We start from the raw sequence: 22,344 nt of genomic DNA on the forward strand, positions 1-22,344 counted from the left end.
AAAGTATTTTTAGCTCCAATAAAAAAAACGGATTTAAACAAAAAAATACTTCCTTACTCGATGATTTCAAAAAAAGCCTATCAGGACAACCGAAATTATCTGATAGGCGTGACTAAATAAAACCAAATTGAACTCGTTTGAATTTCCTATCGAAAACTTTTCTTTAAAAATCAAAAATTATTTAGCGAAGAGGCTCATAAAATTCGATCTCCACAATTGGCAATCGTTGAATCTTTTTGTCGGTTTGATTTAATCCGGCTTGATCCACTTTCCCGGTAATTTCAACCAAATTAATAGCATCACTATCTTTTTCAGAACCCAATAATTCGATTTGGACTTTTTTACCTTTGGTTGGAGTAAAATCAAGCGTTACATAGCCTAAACTAAGTGGAGTTGATCCTTCAAAAACCTTTTTACCATCAACCGAAATCTTGATAGGATATTTTTTGCTTCTCCAACCAGCAAGCTTCATAACAACCTGATTAATATTCGCTTTGCGTTCCAATTCATATTCGATTGCAGCATTACCATTTTTCCCATAAGACCATTCTGTTAATTCATTGTCATCGTAACTTTTTATGACATCCTCTTGATTCGAGTCGGTTTTCGCGCCAATGATAGCAACCGGAATTCGGGTTTTCTTAAAAGATGGTGTTTTAGGAGTTGGTCCTTTTTCAATGTAAGATGGTAAATTCTCATTCGGCATACTCGTAGATAATTTTGCAATATCCGTTTGAACTGTTTTAAGTTCGATTGCATCATTTTTTAAACCTTCAGAAGACGCTTTTACTTTGATAATTCCAGCTTTGTCCGTAGCTCTAACAAAAATTCGGTTGACACCACATTCTACAGGAAGGCTTGATTTTCCAATATAATTATCAGGCCCTTGAGCGATTCCTCCTAAACAAATACCTTCTCCTTCAATAGCAAAATCAATCATATTTAATGCCGTTGGACAACGATTCCCTTTATCGTCTACCACTTCAACTTGTACTAAAGCCAAGTCGTTTCCATTTGCCAAAGTGCCTCCGGGTCTCTCGATTTTACTTAATTTAAGTGCAAAAGGTTTCCCCGCAGTTCGAATCTCATTTTCGCAGACTTTCTTTCCTGATTTATCATAACCAACAGCTTTGATGGTTCCAGGTTTGAATTGAACACTTGGAAATTTGAACAAAAATCTTTTGTCTTGTGTACCTTTTCCAAGACTAACATTGTTTACAAATAATTCCACCACATCAGCTGTTGAAACTACCGTAATGTCTTTGGTTACTCCGTTTTCATAGTTCCAATGTCCAATGATATGCGCATTTGGCTTGTCTGTATCAACCCATCCGTCCCAAATTACCTGATGTGAAAAATAATTGTCTTTAGGAATTCGCATCGCATCAACCTCCCCGCTTCGTCTATAATTTTCCTGTCCTCGGTAATGTGTATTTGAATCACTGAAAATAATATTAACCCCACCAGAACTCACGCGGTCTCCCGTACCTGGACGCATTTCCCAGTAGTCAAACCAACGCACCACATCTTCAATTGCATGAGCATCCTGATTGTGATTATACGGACTCGCATCGGCAATTTTGCTCCCATTGACATTTGAATGTGCCGTCCCGCCAGTTCCTTCTTTATGAAATGGAGGCGTAAACTCGTCCCAATATTTTCGCAAACCTTCATCTCTGCTGTACTCTGTCGCCCAAAACGGAATGTGAGCACTTTTATTGATATACAACATTTCCCCTCCATACTCTGCCACTTTACTATCAAGCATTTCACGACTTCCAATCGCTCTTCCTCCATAAGGATCGTAGGTATTTTTGATAGTCAGCATTTCACTCATATGCTCCTCAGAGATACTTTCATTTCCTGATTCGTAAAATAAAATACTTGGATTATTTCGGTTATAAATAATTGCATCTCTCATCAACTCGGTACGCTGCTCCCATCTGCGTCCTTTCACGTCAGCCTCTGCATCGCCAGCTGGCATAGCCTCTATCAAACCAACTCTGTCGCAGGATTCAATATCTTGTTTCCAGGGTGTAACGTGCATCCATCGTACCAAATTTGCGTTACTCTTAACCATAAGACTATTGCTGTAATCGCCCACCCATGATGGAACCGACATTCCCACAGAAGGCCATTCGTTACTCGTGCGTTGCGCATAACCTTTCATCATAATGACACGATCATTCAGGTAAACCATTCCCTTTTCAAATTTAGTCTTTCGGAAACCTGTGCGAATGTTCACTTTTTCAACCGATATGTTATCAACCAATAATTCACTAGAAACAGTGTACAGATAACCATATCCCCAACTCCAAAAATTCAAGTTATTTAATACTTTGGACGCTTTTAAATCCTTCGTTTCATTAGCCAATAAAGTATAAGAATCGCTCAAAAAAGAAGCTACTTCTTTGCCTTCCATATCTATTACACTTACTTTCAACTGTGCTTTAATAGGCTTTGTAAATTCATTTTTTACCTGAGAGGAAACATTTATAACAGCCTTTTTTTCAGCGATATCAAAATCGGTAGCATAAACATAAGTACCTGTTGTGCCTAATGTAGAAAACAACGGAAGCGTTTGATAGGCTTTTGGTTTAATATAAAGAAACACGTTTTTTGGAATTCCACCATAATTCGCATTAAAATTATTGTTATTCCATTGGTATCCCTGACCAGTAAGTTTCTCTTTGTATTTCCAATCATTATCAGTTTTTACTGCAATGATATTTTCTTGCGGATACGGCTTTAAATATGAAGTCAAATCAAATCCAAAAGCCATAACACCATTTTCATGACGGCCAATAAAAGTTCCATTCACATAGATCTCACCCATTTGGCGAACGCCTTCAAATTCGATAAAAACCTTTTTATCATTGGAATCTTTCGGCAATTGAAATGACTTTCGGTACCATGCAATCCCAGTTGACAATCCGTATATATCATTTTTAAAAGCTTCAGACTGATTCCAAGCGTAAGGCAAATTCACATTTGACCATTTTTTATCATCATAAGTTGTCTCTTTGGCTTGCTCAGGATCGCCTACATTTAATTTCCAACCGTAGTTGAAATTGTATTTAATTCTGTCCGGTTCATTATTCTGCGCACACACAACGTTTAAAAACAGTATTGCAAAACCAATTGAGTAAAATATTCTTTTAATTTTCATTATTCGGTTATTATTTGGTTTAGGGTTAATTCTTCTTCAAAAATCCAAATTCATCAAAGACATCAATTTAGATTAATAATTTAGGCTCACAAATATAGATAAGCCCATAAATCTCGTATTATCACCGCTTGACAATACCTATCATAATAAGACATAACGGCTGAAAATGACACGAAATGTCAATATTTGATATGGAAAAAAGGAAACTATCCCTTTTTCCTTTTACGATACTCGCTTGGAGAACTCCCCATTGTTTTTCCAAATATTCGGGCAAAGTAAAAAGAGTCGTCAAAACCAACTAGCATGCTGATTTGATTAATTTTCATATCCGAAAAATCAAGATAATGGCAAGCTTCTTGAATTTTTAGGTGGATAAGATAATTCAAAGGAGAATATCCTGTTTTGCTTTGAAACTTTGCCGAAAAATGCGAAGTCGAATATCCTACATAATCGGCTATTTGTTTTAAGGTCAATCTTTTTCGAACATTTTCACGCATAAAATGAATGGCATCATCTACCATATCAAACTGCTGCAATTCAGGTTTATCAGTATTATTCGATCGAAAAACACCTAAATACTTTAGTGAACCCAGAAAATAAAATAATGCCGTAATACTAAAATCTAAATTTTCTCTACTAAATCCATTCTTTAGTGTAAAAAATATATCTTCGAATAACTTAAACCGATCTTCAATTCTGGAATCTTTTTCGGCTGAAATAAGCAACGGTTTATGAAGCCCTTCAGCAAAAAAAGCCGCTTTTTCTCCATCGAAATGACACCAATAAATAGTCCATGGATTTTTTGCATCGCTTCCGTAACTATGCGCTTTTTCTTTTGGCAAAACAAAAACTTGGTTGGCTATTACTTTTTGCGTTTGATTGTCCAGTTCAAACCATCCTTCACCTTCAATACAGTAAATTAAAATATATTGTGATGCTTCTTCTTTTTTTCTTTTCCTAAAATGAAACGATGCTTTGGGATAATAACCAATATCTGTGATATATAACAGCGAACCTAAATCTGTTTTCCTGAATTCTTCAATAATTGGAATTGGCAGAACGAAGGCTCTCTCTCCCGTAAATCCTTCTTTAATTTTAACCATAATTTCACTGTTTTTTATCCAAATCCAAATTACATATATAATCACAAGTTTTCACTATAAATCGTAAAATAATCCAGTAATAAAATAAAATACTCCATATTCGCATCAAATTATTTACTCTAAATTGCATTATTTTTTGTTAAAGAAAAATACACTCGCCAACAACCTCCAAAATAAACCTAAACAATTAATGCAATTCCTTTAAAAGGCATTATATCTTCAAATCCCCTCTATGAAAAAAAATAAATTCTTTAAAGTGCTGGCAATAGCGACACTTATATTTTGGAATAGTGCCAATAATTTAATTGCACAAAACAATTATGCTATTGATATTACGGGTTCCAGGTTCGAACCCCTCCTCGGTCATCTCGATTTAGGTGGACACAACATAAAAGGTGATACTATTGGCGTTAACAGTTTTTATATCGAATACAACAAAAAACCATTTATTCCGGTTGTAGGTGAGTTTCACTTTAGCCGTTATCCGCATCAATACTGGGATGAGGAATTAAAAAAGATGAAAGCCGGCGGTGTTACTGTCGTAGCCACTTATGTCTTTTGGAACATGCATGAATTCAGAGAAGGAACTTTCGATTGGACTGGTGATTTGGATGTGCGCCATTTTACAGAACTATGTGCAAAAAACGGGCTGAAAGTACTAATGCGTATCGGACCATTTGCTCATGGTGAAATACGAAACGGCGGCCTTCCCGATTGGCTTTACGGCCGACCAATCGATGTGAGAAGCAACGACAAGGGCTATCTTTTTTATGCCAACCGATTGTATCAGGAAATTGGCAAACAACTGAAAGGACTTTTGTTTAAAGACGGAGGACCAATCATTGGTGTACAATTGGAAAATGAATACCAACATTCTTCAGCTCCCTGGGGATTCACTTATCAGGATGCTCCAAAAGAGCGAACGGCGGCTAGTCGCGACCGTAAAATTGTACAAGACGGGGTTGGCATCAACGACATGGGCAACGAGTTTGCTGATGTTGGAAAAGATCACATGAAAACCCTCAAGCAATTAGCGATCAAAGCGGGACTTATCGCACCTATTTACACAGCTACCGGTTGGGGCTTTGCTACCATTGTCGAAAAAGGATCCATTCCTGTGATGGCCGGATACGCCTACCCTTTCTGGACACCAAGCAATAATCCTTCTCCTTTTTATCTTTTCAAAAACATTCAAAAGAATCCGGATTATTCGCCTGTAAGTTATGATGTAAATCTCTATCCTTCATTGGCAGCCGAATTGGGAACAGGAATGGCTGTTACCTATACCCGAAGACCAAGAGTAAAAGGAGAAAGCTTTTTACCGATGATGGTTCGCACCGTTGGAAGTGGTACCAATGGTCTTGGATTTTATATGTATCATGGAGGTACAACGCCTTCTGTTGGCAATTACTTTCTTGCCGAAGGAGCAGGACTACAGAACAAATCATACGATTATCAGGCTCCAATAGGTGAATTTGGAAATGTAAGCAGCGGCTATTACCCTTTAAAACTGATCAATTATTTTTTAAAAACATACGGTAACGATTTGGCACCATTATACCCAATTTTACCATCTACAAATGACAGTATTAAGGCCGAAAACACCAAAACATTGCGCTATTCCGTTAGAAGTGACGGCAACAGAGGCTATTTGTTCATGCATAATTTTCAGGATCATATCGTGATGAATGACTTGAAAGATTTAAAAATTAATATTACTACCAAATCTGGAATAATATCTTTTCCAGAAACCGGAACTTTTACATTAAAAACAGGCAGTTCAGCAATTTTTCCATTTAACGTGAATTATAATGGTTTGGAAATTCGCATGGCTACAGTACAACCTTTTTGCCGTTTTACCAATAAAGGAAAACATTACAATGTGATGACTACAATTGATGGCATTACTCCCGAAATAGTTTTTAAAGGAAAAATAAAAATCACTGGTACAGGAATAAAAACTTCAATGCGAAACGGAAATACTATTGTAGCTTTTGCTTCAGACAAAACAGGAGATTTTCAAGTAAATGGCGTTTCATTTTTGATATTATCGAATAATGATGCCAAAAATGCTTACCTATCCGGCAAGACCGATGATGAAAGGCTGATCATCAGCAAAGCATTGATATTAGAAGATGGCGATCAATTATCGTTAATCACCACAAATCCTGAAAATATTGATTTGGCAATTTATCCCGCTTCCGCAAATGTTAGTTCGAAAGAAGGAACCGTGACCAAAGCCAAATCACCCCTAAAAAATAGCAGCAAGTGGCAAGTGAGTGTTCCGAAAGTGAATCCTTCCATCAATTTGGTTCAGACTGATAATAGTCATTTTGTACTAAAAGCTGGTAGTCTAGATTTGTCCAAAGTAAATGATCTTTTCATCACTTTCGATTACCGAGGTGATCGGGGAATTTGCATGATGAATGGGGAATTGCAAACTGATGATCTTTATACCAGTAAACCATGGACAATTGGGCTAAAAAGATATCAGGAAGCCTTAAAAACAAACGATATGTATTTCCATTTTGTTCCAATGGCAAAAGATGCACCCTATTTAAATTATCTTGAAAAAGAAGTCCTACCCGACTTTGGCACCAACAAAAGTTTTTTAGAAATTAAACAACCAATTATTTCGATAGAATACAAAGTAAATGTAGTTTTGGATATCAAGTAATAGTTGCTAAATCAATTTTACTGTGTTTAAAATAGCTACCAAGAAATATCAAAACAAATCTTCTTCTATTTAAAATAAAATCAATAATTCCATGAAAAAATATATTTATATCTGTCTCCTTTTGACGTCATTTTTCTCCCTGAGCAGTTTTAAAAATGACGAAATAAATCTGGCGGGCAATTGGCATTTCGAAATGGACAGACAAGATGCAGGTGTTACTGAAAAATGGTATAATAGAAACCTTTCGGATAATATAAAGTTACCCGGATCTATGGCTCAATTCCTAAAAGGAGACGAAATCACTTTGAAAACAAAATGGACAGGTTCTATTTATGACAGCTCTTTTTATTTTGTGCCAAGATTAAAAAAATTTCGTGAACCTGGTAATATCCACATTCCTTTCTGGTTAACTCCTGCAAGACATTATGTTGGTGTGGCTTGGTATCAAAAAGAAGTAAACATTCCGTCAAATTGGAAAGGAAAAACTATTATGCTTCATTTGGAAAGAGCGCATATTGAAACCAGAGTTTGGATCAATGATAAAGAAGTTGGACTTCAAAATTCGCTGGTTGCACCTCATGTTTATAATTTAACTCCTTATCTCTCAATCGGAAAACAGCGCATTACGATACGCATCGATAATAGAATCAAAGAAATCAATGTTGGCCCGGATTCGCACAGTATCACTGACCACACACAGGGAAACTGGAACGGAATAATCGGTAAAATAGCTTTGGAATCTTTTTCCCCTGTTTATATTGATGACATCCAAATTTATCCTGATGTAAAAAACCGAAAAGCCAAAGTAAAGATTACCGTTAACAATGCTACTCAAAAAGTTTTTGATGGAAAATTATCTATTTCAGCAAAAAGTTTCAACAGCCCAATATCCGACCAAACTCAGGAAATCACAAGCAACGTAACTGTAGCCAAACAGACTGAAAACAGTATTGAACTCGAATTACCTTTCGGAAAAGGAATGCAGACTTGGGATGAATTTGATCCTGCGCTTTATCATCTCGAAGCAAAGCTTGTTTCCAAAGAAGTCAATTTTGAAAAAACCGTTCAATTCGGGATGCGGGAATTCAAAATTGAAGGAAACCATTTTATGATTAATGGTATTCCCGTAGTGCTTCGCGGAACGGTTAACAATTGTGAATTTCCGCTAACGGGCTATCCTGCAACAACTGTCGAAGCTTGGGAAAAGATTTTTAGAACTATTAAATCTTATGGATTAAACCATGTGCGTTTCCACTCTTGGTGTCCTCCGGAAGCCGCTTTTATCGCCGCCGATAAAATTGGGCTTTATTTACAGCCCGAAGGTCCAAGTTGGCCCAATCACGGCCCAAAAATTGGCTTAGGCCAGCCTGTAGATAAATTTATATATGACGAAACACTTCGTATGGACAAGGAGTACGGAAATTATGCTTCTTTTACGATGTTATCTGCGGGGAATGAGCCTGCTGGAAATCAAGTGAAATACCTTAATGAATTTGTTGATTTTTGGAAAGCAAAAGACAATCGGCATGTTTACACAGGTATGTCTGTTGGTGGAAGCTGGCCAGTTGTTCCCAATGCCGAATATCAGGTTCGCGGTGGCGTAAGAGGCTTGAAATGGGAAAAAATGCCAGAAACCGAATCGGATTTCAGTGCTGGAATTGCTCCGTTTAAAGTTCCTTTTGTTGCCCACGAAATTGGTCAATATTGCGTGTTTCCAAATTTTGATGAAATCAAAAAATACACAGGAGTTTACAGAGCCAAAAACTTTGAAATGTTTCGCGAGGATCTGGCCGATCACCATATGGGAGATCAGGCAAAAGACTTTTTGAATGCTTCGGGCAAGCTTCAGGTATTGTGTTATAAAAACGAAATCGAAAAAATGCTAAGAACACCCGGTTTTGGAGGTTTTCAAGCTTTAGGTTTACAGGATTTTCCGGGACAAGGAACCGCTTTAGTTGGAGTTTTAGATGCTTTTTTTGAAGAAAAAGGATATGTTACTGCCAAAGAATATTCCCGTTTTTGCAATCAAACAGTGCCTTTGGCGAAGATTTCAAAATTTGTTTATACCAACAATGAAACTTTCAAAGCCGAAATTGATCTTTTTCATTCCGGAAAAGCTCCTTTAAATAATGTAATAATCAGCTGGACTATCAAAAACGAAAAAGAAAATGTGCTTTCTTCAGGAAGTTTCGCTCCTAAAACTTTTGAAAATGGAAATGGATTATTTGCAGGAAATATAACTTTTGCTTTAAGCGAAATAAAAGAAGCCTCTAAATTAAATCTTGAAGTAAAAGTAAATGGGACAACCTTTGCCAACGACTGGAATTTCTGGGTTTATCCTGAAAAAAATCCAGAGAACACCTCCACAGTTTATTACACAACAGTTTTGGACGATAAAGCCAAAGAAGTGTTAGACAAAGGTGGAAAAGTATTCTTGAATGCTGCCGGAAAAGTGGTAAAAGGAAAAGAAGTTGAAATGCATTTTCTTCCTGTATTTTGGAATACGTCCTGGTTTAAAATGCGTCCCCCGCATGTTACAGGAATGCTAATTCAGGATAAGAGCCCTGCTTTTAGCGATTTCCCAACGAGCTTTCACAGTGATTTGCAATGGTGGGATATTCAAAATCGCTCACAAGTCATGAATCTAGAGGATTTCCCAACCGATTTTAGGCCACTAATCCAACCTATCGATACTTGGTTCATGAACCGCAGATTAGCTTTGGTTTTTGAAGCACAAGTTGGAAACGGAAAAATCGTCGTTAGCAGTGCCGATATTGGTCCTGATGTACAAAATAAACCCGCAGCAAAACAATTGTTTTATTCGCTTCAAAAATACATGAATTCGGATCAATTCAATCCAAAGAACAAATTGGATTTTGAAACTATCAAAGATATTTTTACCACTCCATCCCGTGAAGTGTTTAATACTTATACCAAAGACAGCCCTGATGAATTGAAACCGAATTCCAATCAGAATAAGGTGAAGTAAATTATAGATAGTTGTAAATGATTTAATCAAATACTTATAGTTTTTAAAATAAGTAAGGAGTTAAAATATTGTTTTTCGATATTTTGACTCCTTCTTAGTTAATTATGGCACCAAATGGTTTTGTTAAAATCAATAATTGGATCTCACCGTTTTTCCAAATCGATGGAATAATCCTATTTATAATTCAAGAACTTTTATATAATTTTACAACCTATGTATGAAATATTTCAAAAATATCTTGACGAAAAAACGACGCTGACAAAAGCCGAATCAGAACTTATAAAAACATTTGCAATTATTAAAAAATTGCGCAAGCGACAATACCTGCTGCAGGAAGGTGATATCTGGAAATATGATGCTTTTATTACACGTGGTTGTTTACGTACTTACTCTGTTGATGAAAAAGGAACTGAACATGTAAATAGTTTTAGTATCGAAAACTGGTGGACGGGAGACAGAGAAAGTTTACTATTTCAACAGCCATCCCGCTTTAATATAGACGCTATTGAAGACAGCGAATTAATATTATTTACACATGACAATTTTGAGTTTTTGTGCAAAGAAATTCCAGCCTTCAATAATATGGTGAATGCTATATTGCAAAAAAGTTTTATTGCAGCTCAAAACCGAATACAGGCCTCGCTTAGTTTTACAGCCGAAGAAAAGTATCTTAATTTCATAAGTAAATATCCCGGATTTGCTTCAAGGATTCCTCAAACCATGATTGCATCTTATCTTGGAATGACACCGGAAACATTAAGCCGCATAAGGAAACAAACAGCAAAAAAATAATCAATACATCAAGGAGCTTTTCAGCTCCTTTTTTTATACTCCATTCAAAACACTTGATCTATATCAAGTTTTTACTTATTTCTAATCAATGCCCAGGTTTTACATTCTGCGCAATTTTGTAATGTTCAAAAGAAACAATATTAACATTATAAAAATTAGAAATCATGTCAAAAACAATTTTCATTACAGGTACAAGTACAGGCTTTGGTAAACTTACAGCTATTACATTAGCAAATGCAGGTCATTCAGTAATCGCAGGAATGCGCAACACAAATGATAAAAATGCTGAAGCAGCAAAAGAACTTTCACAACTTTCAAACATTGAAGTAATAGATATTGATATCACAGATGATACTTCAGTGAAACTAGCCTTCGGAAAAGTAATTAATAAATACGGTAAAATTGACGTACTAATCAATAATGCTGCTGTAAGCGGATTTGGTTTATTAGAAGGTTATTCAATCGATCAGATTAGTAAAATGTTTGATGTAAATGTTTACGGAGTACTTCGCACTTATCAGGCTGTGCTTCCTTCTATGCGAAAAGAAAAAAACGGTCTTATCATCAACATTACTACTGGTGCAAGCGGTCATACACTTCCTTTCATGATTCCTTACATTTCATCAAAATTGGTAGTAGAAAGCATTACTGAAGGCTTACAGGATGAACTCGCTGATTACGGTATTGAAAACGTAAGTATTCAGCCAGGTGTATATCCTACAGAAATGAATAACGGTTCAAAAGCTGGTATTCATGCAGACAAACAAGAAATCATAGATCAATATGGTGATGCAGCTTCAGAAAAATTCAATGCATTAGGAGCTGCACTTTTTGGAAAAATGGCTCAGTTTGAAATGAATCCACAAACTATTGCCGACGGAATACTTGAATTGGTTACTATGAAAAAAGGAGAACGTCCTCTTCGTTTTCCACTTGATGCCATTGCTCAAGGAACAGATAAAGAATTTATTGAGGCACGCGCTACTATTAAAGCAAAATGGCTGGCAGCTTACAGTAATTAATTCACTTAATAAACAATTTCAAACAACATACGATACAGTTAGATCATGAAAACAAATAATAAAACAAATCAGAAATTACAAGACTCTGCAATTGCTTTACTGAATTTAGTGCTGTTCTTTTCAGCTTCAGAAAAGACAGAAGCTCAAAATAGTGCTAAAATAGTTGGTATAGACCACGTAGGAATAAATGTGCCGGATATGAATCAGGCGATAGGATTTTTTACTGATGTCCTTGGTTTTTCGCCCGTAACTACACTAGGACCTATTCCGTTGGATGACACTTGGAAAAAAACAAATCATATGCAAGCCGCAACGGGTCCGGTTACTATAAAGATGGTACAAGCAGGCACAGGTGCCAACATTGAATTATTCGAATATAAAGATAATAAAGGCAGTACGAAACATCCCGGAGGCGATGATATCGGAGCAAGTCATATTGCTTTTTATACCGATGATATCAAGCAAAGTGTTGATTATTTAAAAAGCAAAGGCGTTCAGTTTCTTGGCGAACCGTTTCTTATGCCATCAGGAGACACAGAAGGCGAAAGTTGGGTCTATTTTTTAACACCTTGGGGCTCTAAAATGGAATTGGTATCCTATCCCAATGGTAAAGGTTATGAAAAAAACAAACCTGCTAAACTGTTATGGTCGCCTAAAAATCCTCTTGGAAAATCAAATTTATCCCAAAATAATACGGAGATTTTGTCTGAATCAGCAATTCGCTCTTTAGTTAAAGAACATCTTACAATATGGAACGAAAAGGATCTAAAAAAGCGTGAAGCTTTAATGAAAAAAGTTTATGCTGATACTATTAAAATGGTAGAGAGTCATTTCATTGTAAAAGGTCATTCCGAAATCAACGGATTTATTGATGGATTGCATAAAAAAAATCCAAATTCCAGATTTTCTCATATCAAAGCTATTGATGTCAATCATAACATAGCGCGACTTTATTGGCAAAATGGTCCGTCTGAGAAACCTGATGCCGTAACAGGAATGGATCTTTTCATTTTTGAAAATGGAAAAGTAAGTCGCTTATATGTTTTTGTTGACGATAAAAAATAAATAGCATGGAAAAGATTTTGCAAAACGGGACTTCAACAAGTCATGACAAGACCCAACCGACGGCTATTACAGTGAGTGCTTATTACAAAGTTATTCTTTCATGTTGCGATTTATATAAACATTCCTAAAACAAAAACTACAACTTATTTAGAGTTGTAGTTTTTGTTTTACCTGCTTATGATTGCCGGTACGAGCGTGATATCCGATAGCAAGATAACTTTTTCAGTTGACTATCGCTTGTGTGCAAATCATTGCTATCGTTTTTTTTTTTGTAATGTTATCCAAAAAGCAAAAGAATAACATATAAAAATCTTTTTAGAGTGAACTACGCTCTATGTAATTGAATGGATTACGCACGATTTTCTTTTCATTGTTCAGGATAAGTTCGGCAGCTGCTTTCCCCATTTCCTTAAAATCAGTACTGATTACAGTAATTCCCAAAAGGGCTTTCAGGTGAGTATCATTGTATGAAATCACCCCAACGTCTTTGCCCATAACCAAGTTTTTATCCTTGATTTGTTGAACCAATTTGACAAGATCATCCTCCTCTACAGTTATATATGCCTCTTTTGATTCGAATTCAAGATCATTGTATATTTCGTCCAAAACTTCGAACTTAAAATTATTTTGTCTGCAAAATTCCATGAAACCTTCAAAAATACCTTCCGGATAAGGAAATACCGCTCTTGTTGGGCATACCAAAATTATCTTGCTATAGTTCTTTAGTTTTTCAACGGCCTGTGTAAGGGCGTGTATAATATCTTCTTTATAATTCTGATAGATTCCGATAAATTTCCCCGAGATTTCCAAATAAGGATTGTCCAGTACAATAAGTTTTTCTTTGGGGATGGTTCCAATGGCTTTCAGAACTTTTGGAGTATGATTTATATAGAGTTTACCTTTGCTTTTAAAGTGCGGCATAACCACAAAATAATTAAAATTGTTAATATTTTTTTTCAGCGCATTAACAAAAAGGTCTTCGTCAAAATAGTATAAATACAGATCAACACGTGCCTTATTGCCCATAGTGTTGACAAAGGCGTCATAAACTTCCATTTTATAGGAGCTAGGCTTATTTATCAGAAAGAAAATATCAATATTGGTTTTCGATTCTTTTTTCATCGCAAAAAAACCTACCCCCATAACCGAAAAAATCAAATTGTTTTCCCTTAGCGTTTTGTATGCTTTTTCGATAGTATCCCGAGACAATGAATTCGAATCACTAAGTTCATTTATGGATGGGAGTTTTTGTCCAGATTTTATTTTACCTTTTTCAATGTCATTCGAAATGCTATCTGCTACCTGAATATATTTAGGAACGCTAGATTTTTCCTTTATGTTTATTTTAATATCTACAGTTTCTTGTGCCATTTTTAAAAATAAAATTTATTGTAGCTGTTTCTACTATTTGTATATCTTATCTGGATAAAGCTTTCTTTTTAAAGAAAAATCATTTAGGTGCTCCATTTATAAAATTAGAAATATTTTGATAAAAAATCATTTAAAATGAAGCTTTTTTTAGTAACAAAAAATTCAAAAAAACAACAAACTATAATACGTAGATAAGGGTCATGTAACATATCCGTACGATTACGCTATTTCATTTAAATTAAAAATTTCTTTCGAAACGAAAACGTGAGTTTATGACATAATTCTCGCTCTCGTAAAACGCCAGCTACCGAGAGTACTTATGGCATATGAAAAGTTGAAAACTTCCATTCGTTTGAATTTGGTTCTCTGGCAAAATCCAACATTATATAATAATCTTCAACTTTTACAACTTCCAAAAATTCGGTTGAACTATAAACAGAAACTTTTCTTGTTTTCCATTCTTCTCCAAGCTTTTGAAGCCCATTTAATTCTTTGAAGTTAAAACCTTGGAAAACCTCTTTCGTAACAACTTTTCTTAAATTAATTGTATCTTTTTTTGCTAGCAAATTACTTAATACTTCAAATGACTTTAGTGAAGTTGAAAGATCAAAATTACTTGAATTTTCAATTTTATGTTGAGAATAAATATTGTAATTAATTATAAAGAAACTAATGAGAATTATATTTTTTAAGGTTCGCATTTCTATTAATGTTTAGAGTAATCTTAAGTATTGCAGCTAACCTCTGGCTGCTATCGTGGGTTTAGAACCAAATTAAGTACATTTTTCGGATTTGCAACCGAACTAACTAACAGGCGAAGCAAGTCATCCAAAATACAAAATCAACTTCCCACTAATCTAATCGCCCAAATCGAAGTAGCTGTTGATAGTAGTGTTTTCTATACAGGAATTCTCATCATAAAATTAGAAACACCATTAAACATAAAATCAACTTGTTCTTTGGTATATTCCAAGTATTTTCCATGCGCAGCATTATTTCTTAAATCTAACCACGAAGTTATGCTCTTCTGGTCTAATTTATTATAAACACTGGCACTTGCTAATTCAGAATTAAGCAAATCTGCTTTTTTAGGAATTGATTTACCCTCTCTTATTTTTTCAACTTCTATCGAATTTTTACCACATAATTGTCTTAAATGTTCTTCTAAAACACTACCAATCATTACAGCCGCTGGATCTTTATAGCCTTCCCTTAATAGATGCTCAGCCATTTCTAAAAAATCTGAAAAAATTTCTGCCGATACGACTCCTTTAACTGTAAAAATCCATCCTCCTTCAATTTCTTGTCTAGCTGCTTTTAATATTCCTCTACCTTCTTCGCTATGGTAGGTATAAGTGTCTGAAACTTTTTTATCAAGTTCCTTATAAAAAGGATGTTTTTCTCCAAACGTATTTCGAAAAAATGACAGACCAGTAACTCGGAATTCTTGAAAAAGTTCAGTGTTTACATAATTATCGCCAAATTCACTATGTTTGTTTGTTGCAATTACTTTATCTGCAAGCTTAATTATTTCTTCTATTCTATCCCGAATTTGTTCTATTTTCATTGTATTGTTTTAATATTACCACCAACTAATAGATACTCACTACTCTATATCGACTATACATCCAAAACAGAAAAGATTATCGCTACTTTGTCACAGTTATTAAACAAATATAGAAACAATCCTTTTATTACAATTTATTAAACAGCTTTTAAATTCGAATACCCGAAACTACTTCCCATACTGTGAAGGACTACAACCGAAATACTTGGAAAAAGTTCTCGAAAAATTGGAAGGCTCAGAGAAACCCACTTTGTAAGCGATTTGGGATACGCTTAGGTCTGAGTTTTTAAGAAGTTTTTCTGCCTCATTCATTTTAACCTTGATAATAAATTCATGAACGGTATTACCGCTTATTCCTTTTAATTTACGGTAAAGTTGTCTTTGACTAATGCCTAAAACCTTTGCCAATTCCTCCGAATTAAAATCGGTCTCCTCAATATGTCGCGTAATTTTTTCAATCACTTTTTCAAGAAATTGATTGTCTAAATCGGGTACTTCTTGCTGCAACTGATTGATTTCTTTGATCCCGGCAAGTCGATTTTGCAATATCATTCTATTTTCAAGGACGCTCTTTATTTGTGCGTTTAAAACATCCACATTAAAAGGCTTCATTACATAGGCTTCGGCACCTAAATTATAGCCTTCAATTTGATCGTTATCAGAACCTTTTGCCGTCAGAAAGATTAGCGGAATATGCGATGTATTTTCATTGCTTTTTAGCTTTTTCCCCAAAAGCGTTCCTTCCATTTCGGGCATCATAATATCCGAAACAATAATATCCGGAATGTGTTTTATAGCGGCTTCAAGTCCTTTTTTTCCGTCATACTCTTGTATCAAAAAGTAATCTTTGCTCAACTCTTTTTTCAAATAAATTTGAACATCTGGATTATCTTCGACAATAAGTAAAGTCGGTTTTGAATTATTAGAATCGGTCGAAATAATACCCTCATGACTCTCATTTTTATAACCATTTAAAGAATTAGATTCTGCCGAAATTGAAGCAATAGAATCCTCTTCTGCAACTTGGTAAGGCAGATCAATTAATAATTTTGTCCCTTTATTGAGTTCACTTTCAATGGAAATACTACCATTCAAAAAAGCGATAAGATTTCGCGCCAGCGACAAACCAATACCTGATGAATAGCCATAAAAAGGGCTTGCTCCCACTGTATTAAATGGCTCGAATATTTTCTTTAATTCCGATGCTTCAATCCCTACCCCATTATCTTCAACAACAATTTTTATACTTGACTTTTCCTCATTAAGCCCTATAGAAAAGGAAATTTTCCCTCCATCCGGTGTATATTGAAAAGCATTGGACAATACGTTAATGATGATCTGTTCCGTTTTTTCAAAATCCAAATAACAATACGTTAATTCTTCGTCTAGATGAAGTTCAAATTTGATATTCCTTTTTTCGGCTATAAACTGAAAAGTAGCGTGACATTCTTTTGCAAAAGCATTAAAATTACGGGAACTGGCATTTAATTTTAACTTCCCTGTTTCTGACTTTCGGAAATCCAAAATTTGATAAATCAACTTCGTTAAGTTCTTTATATTCCGATCAATCATCGAAAAATATAGTTCCTTGTCCTCAGCTGGTACTTTATTAGCCTGAAGTCGTTTCAACGGATCAACTATCAGCGTGAGCGGCGTTTTTAAATCATGTGAAATATTGGTGAAAAATTCAATTTTTTCTCTGGTTAAAGCCTCTTGCCTTTCGGTATTCAATCGTTCCTGTTTGATTTCATTTTTTAAACGATCTCGGTATAACATTTCTTTGAAAACCCAATATATACCAGCGACCACCATAAGCAAAAACAAGGTTCTAAACCACCAGCTTCCATACCAAGGTGCACTTACATCAATATTCAGTTGGGTTACAGGAACATTTCCCGAATTTGAAACCAATCGCACCTTGAAAGTGTAATTTCCTGGAGGCACTTTATTGAATGAAATTTTATTGTTCGTTGTTTTAATCCAATTGTCCTCATAGCCCTCCAATTTATACTCATAAACTTCTTTTCGGGAATCGCGGTAATTGAAGGAAGCCAACTCTATTGTAAAACTTCTGTTTTCGTAATCCAATTGAATGGATTTTGTTTGTGACAAAATCTTGAATAAAATAGGTCGTCCCCATATAGTATCCATCGGAATCACTTCTTGACTTGAAACATACAATGATCTCAAAATCAACCTATTTGACTTCGAAATCGTTTTGATATCTTTTGGATTGAAGGTTACATATCCGTTTTTGGCACCAAAATAAATAATATTGTTTTCTACATCTTTATAAAGTGCCCTTTCCAAAAAACGCCAGGAACTGTACTGATCCTTTTTTTGGTAATTTGAAATTTCAGCTGAATTAGCATTAATCCTTGAAATCCCTTCTTTATGGGCAATCCAAATATTTCCTTCATTATCATCGGTGATGGCAGAAATATAGGTGTTTGGTATTTCGGATTGTAATTGAATATTTTCAGCCTGCGTCGGATTGGAATTTAGTTTAATTTTATACAAACCTTCGCTTGTTCCTACCCAAACAGCACCATTCTTATCTTTATGAAGTGCATAAATTATACTTTGAGAAATCTTCTTCTTTATAGCAGAACCTGAGCGAAAAGAATTAAATGAAGTATCATTAAAAACCTCTCCCTTATTATTTATAGTCAACTGAATCAGTCCATTACCTTCTGTGGCCAACAACAGTTTATTTTTGTCAACAATCAGAATATCCATAACACTGTGATTACTGATTTCCTTCGCCAAATCATAAAAGACAACAGCCTGATTTGATAAATTAATTCGGGCGATTCCGTTATACAAACCCACCCATAGCATATCATTCCCAAAAGCCTCTATCGCAAATACCGACCAAGTTTGCAATCTTGGGTTCAACTCCTTGTTGATGATTAATTTAATTTGATTTGTATTTGGATTATAATATTCCAACCCATTTACGCCACCTATCCAGATACCTCCTTTGTTATCCTGAAATAAAGTCCGCACCTGATCAATTTTACTATTCGATCTATAAAAAGGATGATTGTAATTTATTCCTTGACTATTGTAGATAAGAACACCTTCATCTGTTCCCAACCAAATCTCATTTCTTACCTTAAGTATAGCCCTGACACTGGCCAGTTTGGTTTTACCGTTTTTAGAAATATAACTATAATGAAGTTCAAATGGATTGCGGTTTGGATTTGCTTTATAAATATCACCTCCTCTGGTTCCAAGCCAAATGATATTTTCATCATCAATAAAATAGGTCGTGATATAATCGTCCAACAAACTTCCCGGCTGGCTTATATCAGCGACATAATGAAATTCTTTTCCTGAATCAATATTTTTTGAAGTCAACTGATGTGACGACAGATAATAGCGTTTTCCGTTAACGACTCTATCTTTATTTAATTCGTTGGAATTACAATTTAATTTTGACAAAATAACCTTTGGAACACCTTTAGAATCAACAATGCTGAAGGTATTTAGCTGGTAATTAAATCGGGCGTATTTATGATCGAATGTCAAAAACCAAAGTCCAAGTTTATTGTCTGAAACAATATTACGAATCCTGTTATTAGGTAGTGATTTACTATCTGCAGAGTTGTGATAGTAATAATTGAATGTTTTGCCATCATATCGATAAGCTCCATTCCAACTCCCAAACCAAATATATCCTATGGAATCTTTGGCAATACCATGAATGGAAGTACTGGGATCTATATCCTGACCAGAAATTTTTTCGAAAAAGAGTTCCTGTCCCAAACAATTTAGTCCAAACAAATTGCTGAGTACAAAATAAACCAATACAAATCCTTTTCTGTACATCGCGTCCTTTAAATTACTATTTAAGTGAATCGTAAAATTATACTAATATTTGAGTTATGCAATCAGGAAACATAACACATCCTAATAAATGTTTTTTATACAGTTATTTCTCTACATAGTCTAAATTTCTATTCATCAAATAAAAAAAATAAATAAAAGTCTTACGTAAATATTTCGCATTTTCATTAATCATGTCTCCGTTTTATCTGAAAAATTCAATTCTGAGACTATGAATAAAAGTTTAGTAAAATAATTATTAACAATTTCTTGATACTTTTTTTAACAAAAAATAAACACGTAATTATCGTCAAAGCCTCATAAATACAAGGTTTTCGTATTACAAACTATACACTTAATAAAATGTGATATCCATATTTAATTAAACTTTTTTTTATGTACACTGCAAAAAAAATCAAAAATCAGGATACAGCAGGATACAGTTAGAATTGAAAAATTTTAGGTTTGAAAAGTTAATTATTCCTAATTATAGTTAAATAAGAGTTAAATAAAGTATAAAAATTTCGTTCCCAATTTTAATTAGTTAATCAAATCGATGAAGAGAAAATTACACCATTATTTATTTGTTTTTTCATTTCTGGCTCTATTCACCAATTGTAGTTCAGATGTATATGATGAATACTATGACCGCCCTGATAATTTGGAACCTCCAATCTTTCAACAATTGGAAGCAAAAGGTAATTTCAAAAACCTAACATCTTTAATAACCAAAGCTGGTTATAAAGATATCCTTGGGAAATCAGGCTATTGGACTATGCTTGCGCCAAATGATGATGCTTTTACTAAATTCTTTCAAGAACAAGGTATCACTGATGTGAGTAAAATAGATGATGCTACTGCATCAAAAATTGTTAGATATGCATTAGTTTACAATGCATTTCGTACAGAAAGAATGTCGGACTATCAGTCAACAATAGGCTGGGAAGTTGATAATGCTTTTAGGAGAAGAACTGCATTTTATGACGGATTCGTAACTAAAACAATCAATGGGCAACCTAAAGTAATCGTAGGTTCAAACCGAAACAATTTTAATGGCTCGAATTATTATGTTGCTGGGGACAATAACAATAAATACATCAGTTATTTTACACAAGAGTACTTTGCAGCAAAGAATTTAAGTTCTTATGATTTTAATTATTTCTACCCAAGTGCTAAATATACAGGATTTAACATTTTGGACTCGGAAGTTACCGAAGCTGATATTGTAGCAGAAAATGGAATTATTCACGCGACCAATAAAGTGCAATTGCCATTAGTTAACTTGGATCAATATTTAGAATCAAAGCCACAATACAGTTTATTTCGTGATATACTAGAAAAAAACCTAGTTACATACCCTTTTAACCAGGATGCTACCAATGCATACCACAATTTCACCGGTAAATCCGACAATGTATATGTAAAAGTATATGACCAAGGGTTATCATTTTCGCCTAACAATGAAAATTATTTGAAACAAGCCGATAATGACGGACAAAGTCAGTTATATACTTTAATTGTTCCCGAAGATGCAGCTATGCAAAAATTCATTAATGAAATTTTATTAAAAAACTACACCTACGATAAACTTCCAAAATACATTTTTCAAGATTTGATCAATGCCCATATGGTTCAAAATGCCGTTTGGCCATCAAAAGCCGCAACATACAATAATGCTTTGAATGAAAACTTAAGATTTAATTTCAATAGTGATATTACAGAAGCCAAAATTTTGAGTAACGGTTTCTTTTTTGGTAGTAAAATAGTCCAAAAATCAAATTTGTTCTATAGTGTTTATACTTCCGCTTACTTAGATCCTAAATATACACTTGCGACTAGATTATTTAATGATGGTTCGGGATTAAAAGAAATGATAAGTAACATTAAAACGAAGTACACTTTGTTTTTACCATCGGACGCAAAACTTCGAGCACTTGGATATGATTACGATATAAATCATTCCTATTGGGTATATACCGACCCGGCAACATCAGTAGTTGCCACGGGCGGTAATGCCAGAACTCGCTTACTGCGTATTCTATATAATGGCATAATTCCAACTCCAAACAATGAATTGAATAATTTGTCCGGATCAGGAATAATTCGTTCAGGAGAACAAGATCTTCCAGGAGAATATATCAAATGGAACAACAATAAAGTATATGCCGCAGGAAATGAATCAGGGGGGACTACTGTTAATGTAACTGGTTACGAAGACCAACAAAATGGTAGAACTTATTATGTTGATAATTTACTTCAATTTACAGAAGAACCTCAAGGATTAAAAATCAAACGTTTGTCTGAAACTGCAGGTTCTCAATATCTTTCATTTTTCAATTACCTAAAAAACTCACTAATATATGATGCAGCATCAGGTAAAATCCAAGGAGTTGATTTAGGAACCTATTACACTTTTATAGTTCCAAATAATGCTGCTATTGCAAAAGCGGTTGCTGCCGGAAATCTCCCTGCATCCCCAACAACAACACTGCAAGGGGAAAAAGATTTGATTGCTGATTTTATTCGCTATCACATTTTAGTAAACAAAACAGCCTCCGATGATGGTTTTACAACCGGTCAGGTAGAAACCCTTAGAAAAAATGACGGAGAGAAAACTTACATAACTGTTCAAAGTACACCGGGAACATTATCTTTTGTGGATTTGAAATTAAATAAAGCTAATTACATTCCGGCTCAAAGCAACAATTTAGCAGATCGATCTTTAATTCATTTAGTAGACAATTACCTCACATATTAA

13 protein-coding genes are annotated in these 22,344 nt (G+C 34.6%); 7 read left to right on the forward strand and 6 right to left on the reverse strand.

Translation table 11 applies throughout. The features are described 5' to 3' along the window. Positions 1 to 181: 181 nt before the first annotated feature. The gene (locus OZP12_RS15675) at positions 182 to 3,169 is read right to left on the reverse strand and encodes a glycoside hydrolase family 2 protein (protein ID WP_281225975.1); all 2,988 of its coding nucleotides are present in this window, start codon (positions 3,167 to 3,169) and stop codon (positions 182 to 184) included. A 206-nt stretch (positions 3,170 to 3,375) separates the two neighbouring features. Further along, the gene (locus tag OZP12_RS15680) at positions 3,376 to 4,272 is read right to left on the reverse strand and encodes an AraC family transcriptional regulator (RefSeq protein ID WP_281225976.1); all 897 of its coding nucleotides are present in this window, start codon (positions 4,270 to 4,272) and stop codon (positions 3,376 to 3,378) included. 232 nt (positions 4,273 to 4,504) lie between these two features. Between OZP12_RS15680 and OZP12_RS15685 the strand changes: the two genes are divergently transcribed. The 6 genes from OZP12_RS15685 (at position 4,505) to OZP12_RS15710 (ending at position 12,945) form a co-directional block, all read left to right on the forward strand. Further along, positions 4,505 to 6,949 (forward strand): beta-galactosidase, encoded by a 2,445-nt coding sequence (locus OZP12_RS15685; protein ID WP_281225977.1) that lies wholly within the window; start codon positions 4,505 to 4,507, stop codon positions 6,947 to 6,949. 91 nt (positions 6,950 to 7,040) lie between these two features. Next, positions 7,041 to 9,938, forward strand: coding sequence for an exo-beta-1,4-galactosidase (locus OZP12_RS15690; protein ID WP_281225978.1), 2,898 nt, complete (start codon positions 7,041 to 7,043; stop codon positions 9,936 to 9,938). A 213-nt stretch (positions 9,939 to 10,151) separates the two neighbouring features. Continuing rightward, positions 10,152 to 10,730: a Crp/Fnr family transcriptional regulator gene (locus OZP12_RS15695; protein ID WP_281225979.1), complete on the forward strand. Its 579-nt coding sequence runs from the start codon at positions 10,152 to 10,154 to the stop codon at positions 10,728 to 10,730. Between the two features lie 164 nt (positions 10,731 to 10,894). Beyond that, a complete protein-coding gene (locus OZP12_RS15700; protein ID WP_281225980.1) occupies positions 10,895 to 11,752 on the forward strand; it encodes an SDR family oxidoreductase in 858 nt (285 codons plus the stop codon). Between the two features lie 45 nt (positions 11,753 to 11,797). Then, on the forward strand, positions 11,798 to 12,817 hold the full coding sequence (locus tag OZP12_RS15705) for a VOC family protein (RefSeq protein ID WP_281225981.1): 1,020 nt from the start codon (positions 11,798 to 11,800) through the stop codon (positions 12,815 to 12,817). A gap of 5 nt (positions 12,818 to 12,822) precedes the next feature. Continuing rightward, positions 12,823 to 12,945, forward strand: coding sequence for a hypothetical protein (locus OZP12_RS15710; protein WP_281225982.1), 123 nt, complete (start codon positions 12,823 to 12,825; stop codon positions 12,943 to 12,945). A 187-nt stretch (positions 12,946 to 13,132) separates the two neighbouring features. Here OZP12_RS15710 and OZP12_RS15715 read toward each other — a convergent pair whose 3' ends face one another. The 4 genes from OZP12_RS15715 to OZP12_RS15730 form a co-directional block, all read right to left on the reverse strand. Beyond that, positions 13,133 to 14,188, reverse strand: coding sequence for a GntR family transcriptional regulator (locus tag OZP12_RS15715; protein WP_281225983.1), 1,056 nt, complete (start codon positions 14,186 to 14,188; stop codon positions 13,133 to 13,135). 317 nt (positions 14,189 to 14,505) lie between these two features. Next, positions 14,506 to 14,889: a hypothetical protein gene (locus OZP12_RS15720; protein ID WP_281225984.1), complete on the reverse strand. Its 384-nt coding sequence runs from the start codon at positions 14,887 to 14,889 to the stop codon at positions 14,506 to 14,508. 197 nt (positions 14,890 to 15,086) lie between these two features. Further along, a complete protein-coding gene (locus OZP12_RS15725) occupies positions 15,087 to 15,755 on the reverse strand; it encodes a hypothetical protein (protein WP_281225985.1) in 669 nt (222 codons plus the stop codon). A 168-nt stretch (positions 15,756 to 15,923) separates the two neighbouring features. Continuing rightward, positions 15,924 to 19,589 (reverse strand): hybrid sensor histidine kinase/response regulator transcription factor, encoded by a 3,666-nt coding sequence (locus OZP12_RS15730; protein WP_281225986.1) that lies wholly within the window; start codon positions 19,587 to 19,589, stop codon positions 15,924 to 15,926. A 553-nt stretch (positions 19,590 to 20,142) separates the two neighbouring features. On the opposite strand from OZP12_RS15730, the gene OZP12_RS15735 reads away from it, so the two are divergent. Continuing rightward, positions 20,143 to 22,344, forward strand: coding sequence for a fasciclin domain-containing protein (locus tag OZP12_RS15735; protein ID WP_281225987.1), 2,202 nt, complete (start codon positions 20,143 to 20,145; stop codon positions 22,342 to 22,344).

This window comes from Flavobacterium aquiphilum (assembly GCF_027111335.1).
Taxonomy (GTDB): domain Bacteria; phylum Bacteroidota; class Bacteroidia; order Flavobacteriales; family Flavobacteriaceae; genus Flavobacterium; species Flavobacterium aquiphilum.

Coding starts and splice junctions, on each gene's coding strand:
- OZP12_RS15705 (WP_281225981.1), top strand. CDS start 11,798: ATGAAAACAAATAATAAAACAAATCAGAAATTACAAGACTCTGCAATT.
- OZP12_RS15735 (WP_281225987.1), top strand. CDS start 20,143: ATGAAGAGAAAATTACACCATTATTTATTTGTTTTTTCATTTCTGGCT.
- OZP12_RS15690 (WP_281225978.1), top strand. CDS start 7,041: ATGAAAAAATATATTTATATCTGTCTCCTTTTGACGTCATTTTTCTCC.
- OZP12_RS15685 (WP_281225977.1), top strand. CDS start 4,505: ATGAAAAAAAATAAATTCTTTAAAGTGCTGGCAATAGCGACACTTATA.
- OZP12_RS15715 (WP_281225983.1), bottom strand. CDS start 14,188: ATGGCACAAGAAACTGTAGATATTAAAATAAACATAAAGGAAAAATCT.
- OZP12_RS15725 (WP_281225985.1), bottom strand. CDS start 15,755: ATGAAAATAGAACAAATTCGGGATAGAATAGAAGAAATAATTAAGCTT.
- OZP12_RS15695 (WP_281225979.1), top strand. CDS start 10,152: ATGTATGAAATATTTCAAAAATATCTTGACGAAAAAACGACGCTGACA.
- OZP12_RS15730 (WP_281225986.1), bottom strand. CDS start 19,589: ATGTACAGAAAAGGATTTGTATTGGTTTATTTTGTACTCAGCAATTTG.
- OZP12_RS15680 (WP_281225976.1), bottom strand. CDS start 4,272: ATGGTTAAAATTAAAGAAGGATTTACGGGAGAGAGAGCCTTCGTTCTG.
- OZP12_RS15700 (WP_281225980.1), top strand. CDS start 10,895: ATGTCAAAAACAATTTTCATTACAGGTACAAGTACAGGCTTTGGTAAA.
- OZP12_RS15720 (WP_281225984.1), bottom strand. CDS start 14,889: ATGCGAACCTTAAAAAATATAATTCTCATTAGTTTCTTTATAATTAAT.
- OZP12_RS15710 (WP_281225982.1), top strand. CDS start 12,823: ATGGAAAAGATTTTGCAAAACGGGACTTCAACAAGTCATGACAAGACC.
- OZP12_RS15675 (WP_281225975.1), bottom strand. CDS start 3,169: ATGAAAATTAAAAGAATATTTTACTCAATTGGTTTTGCAATACTGTTT.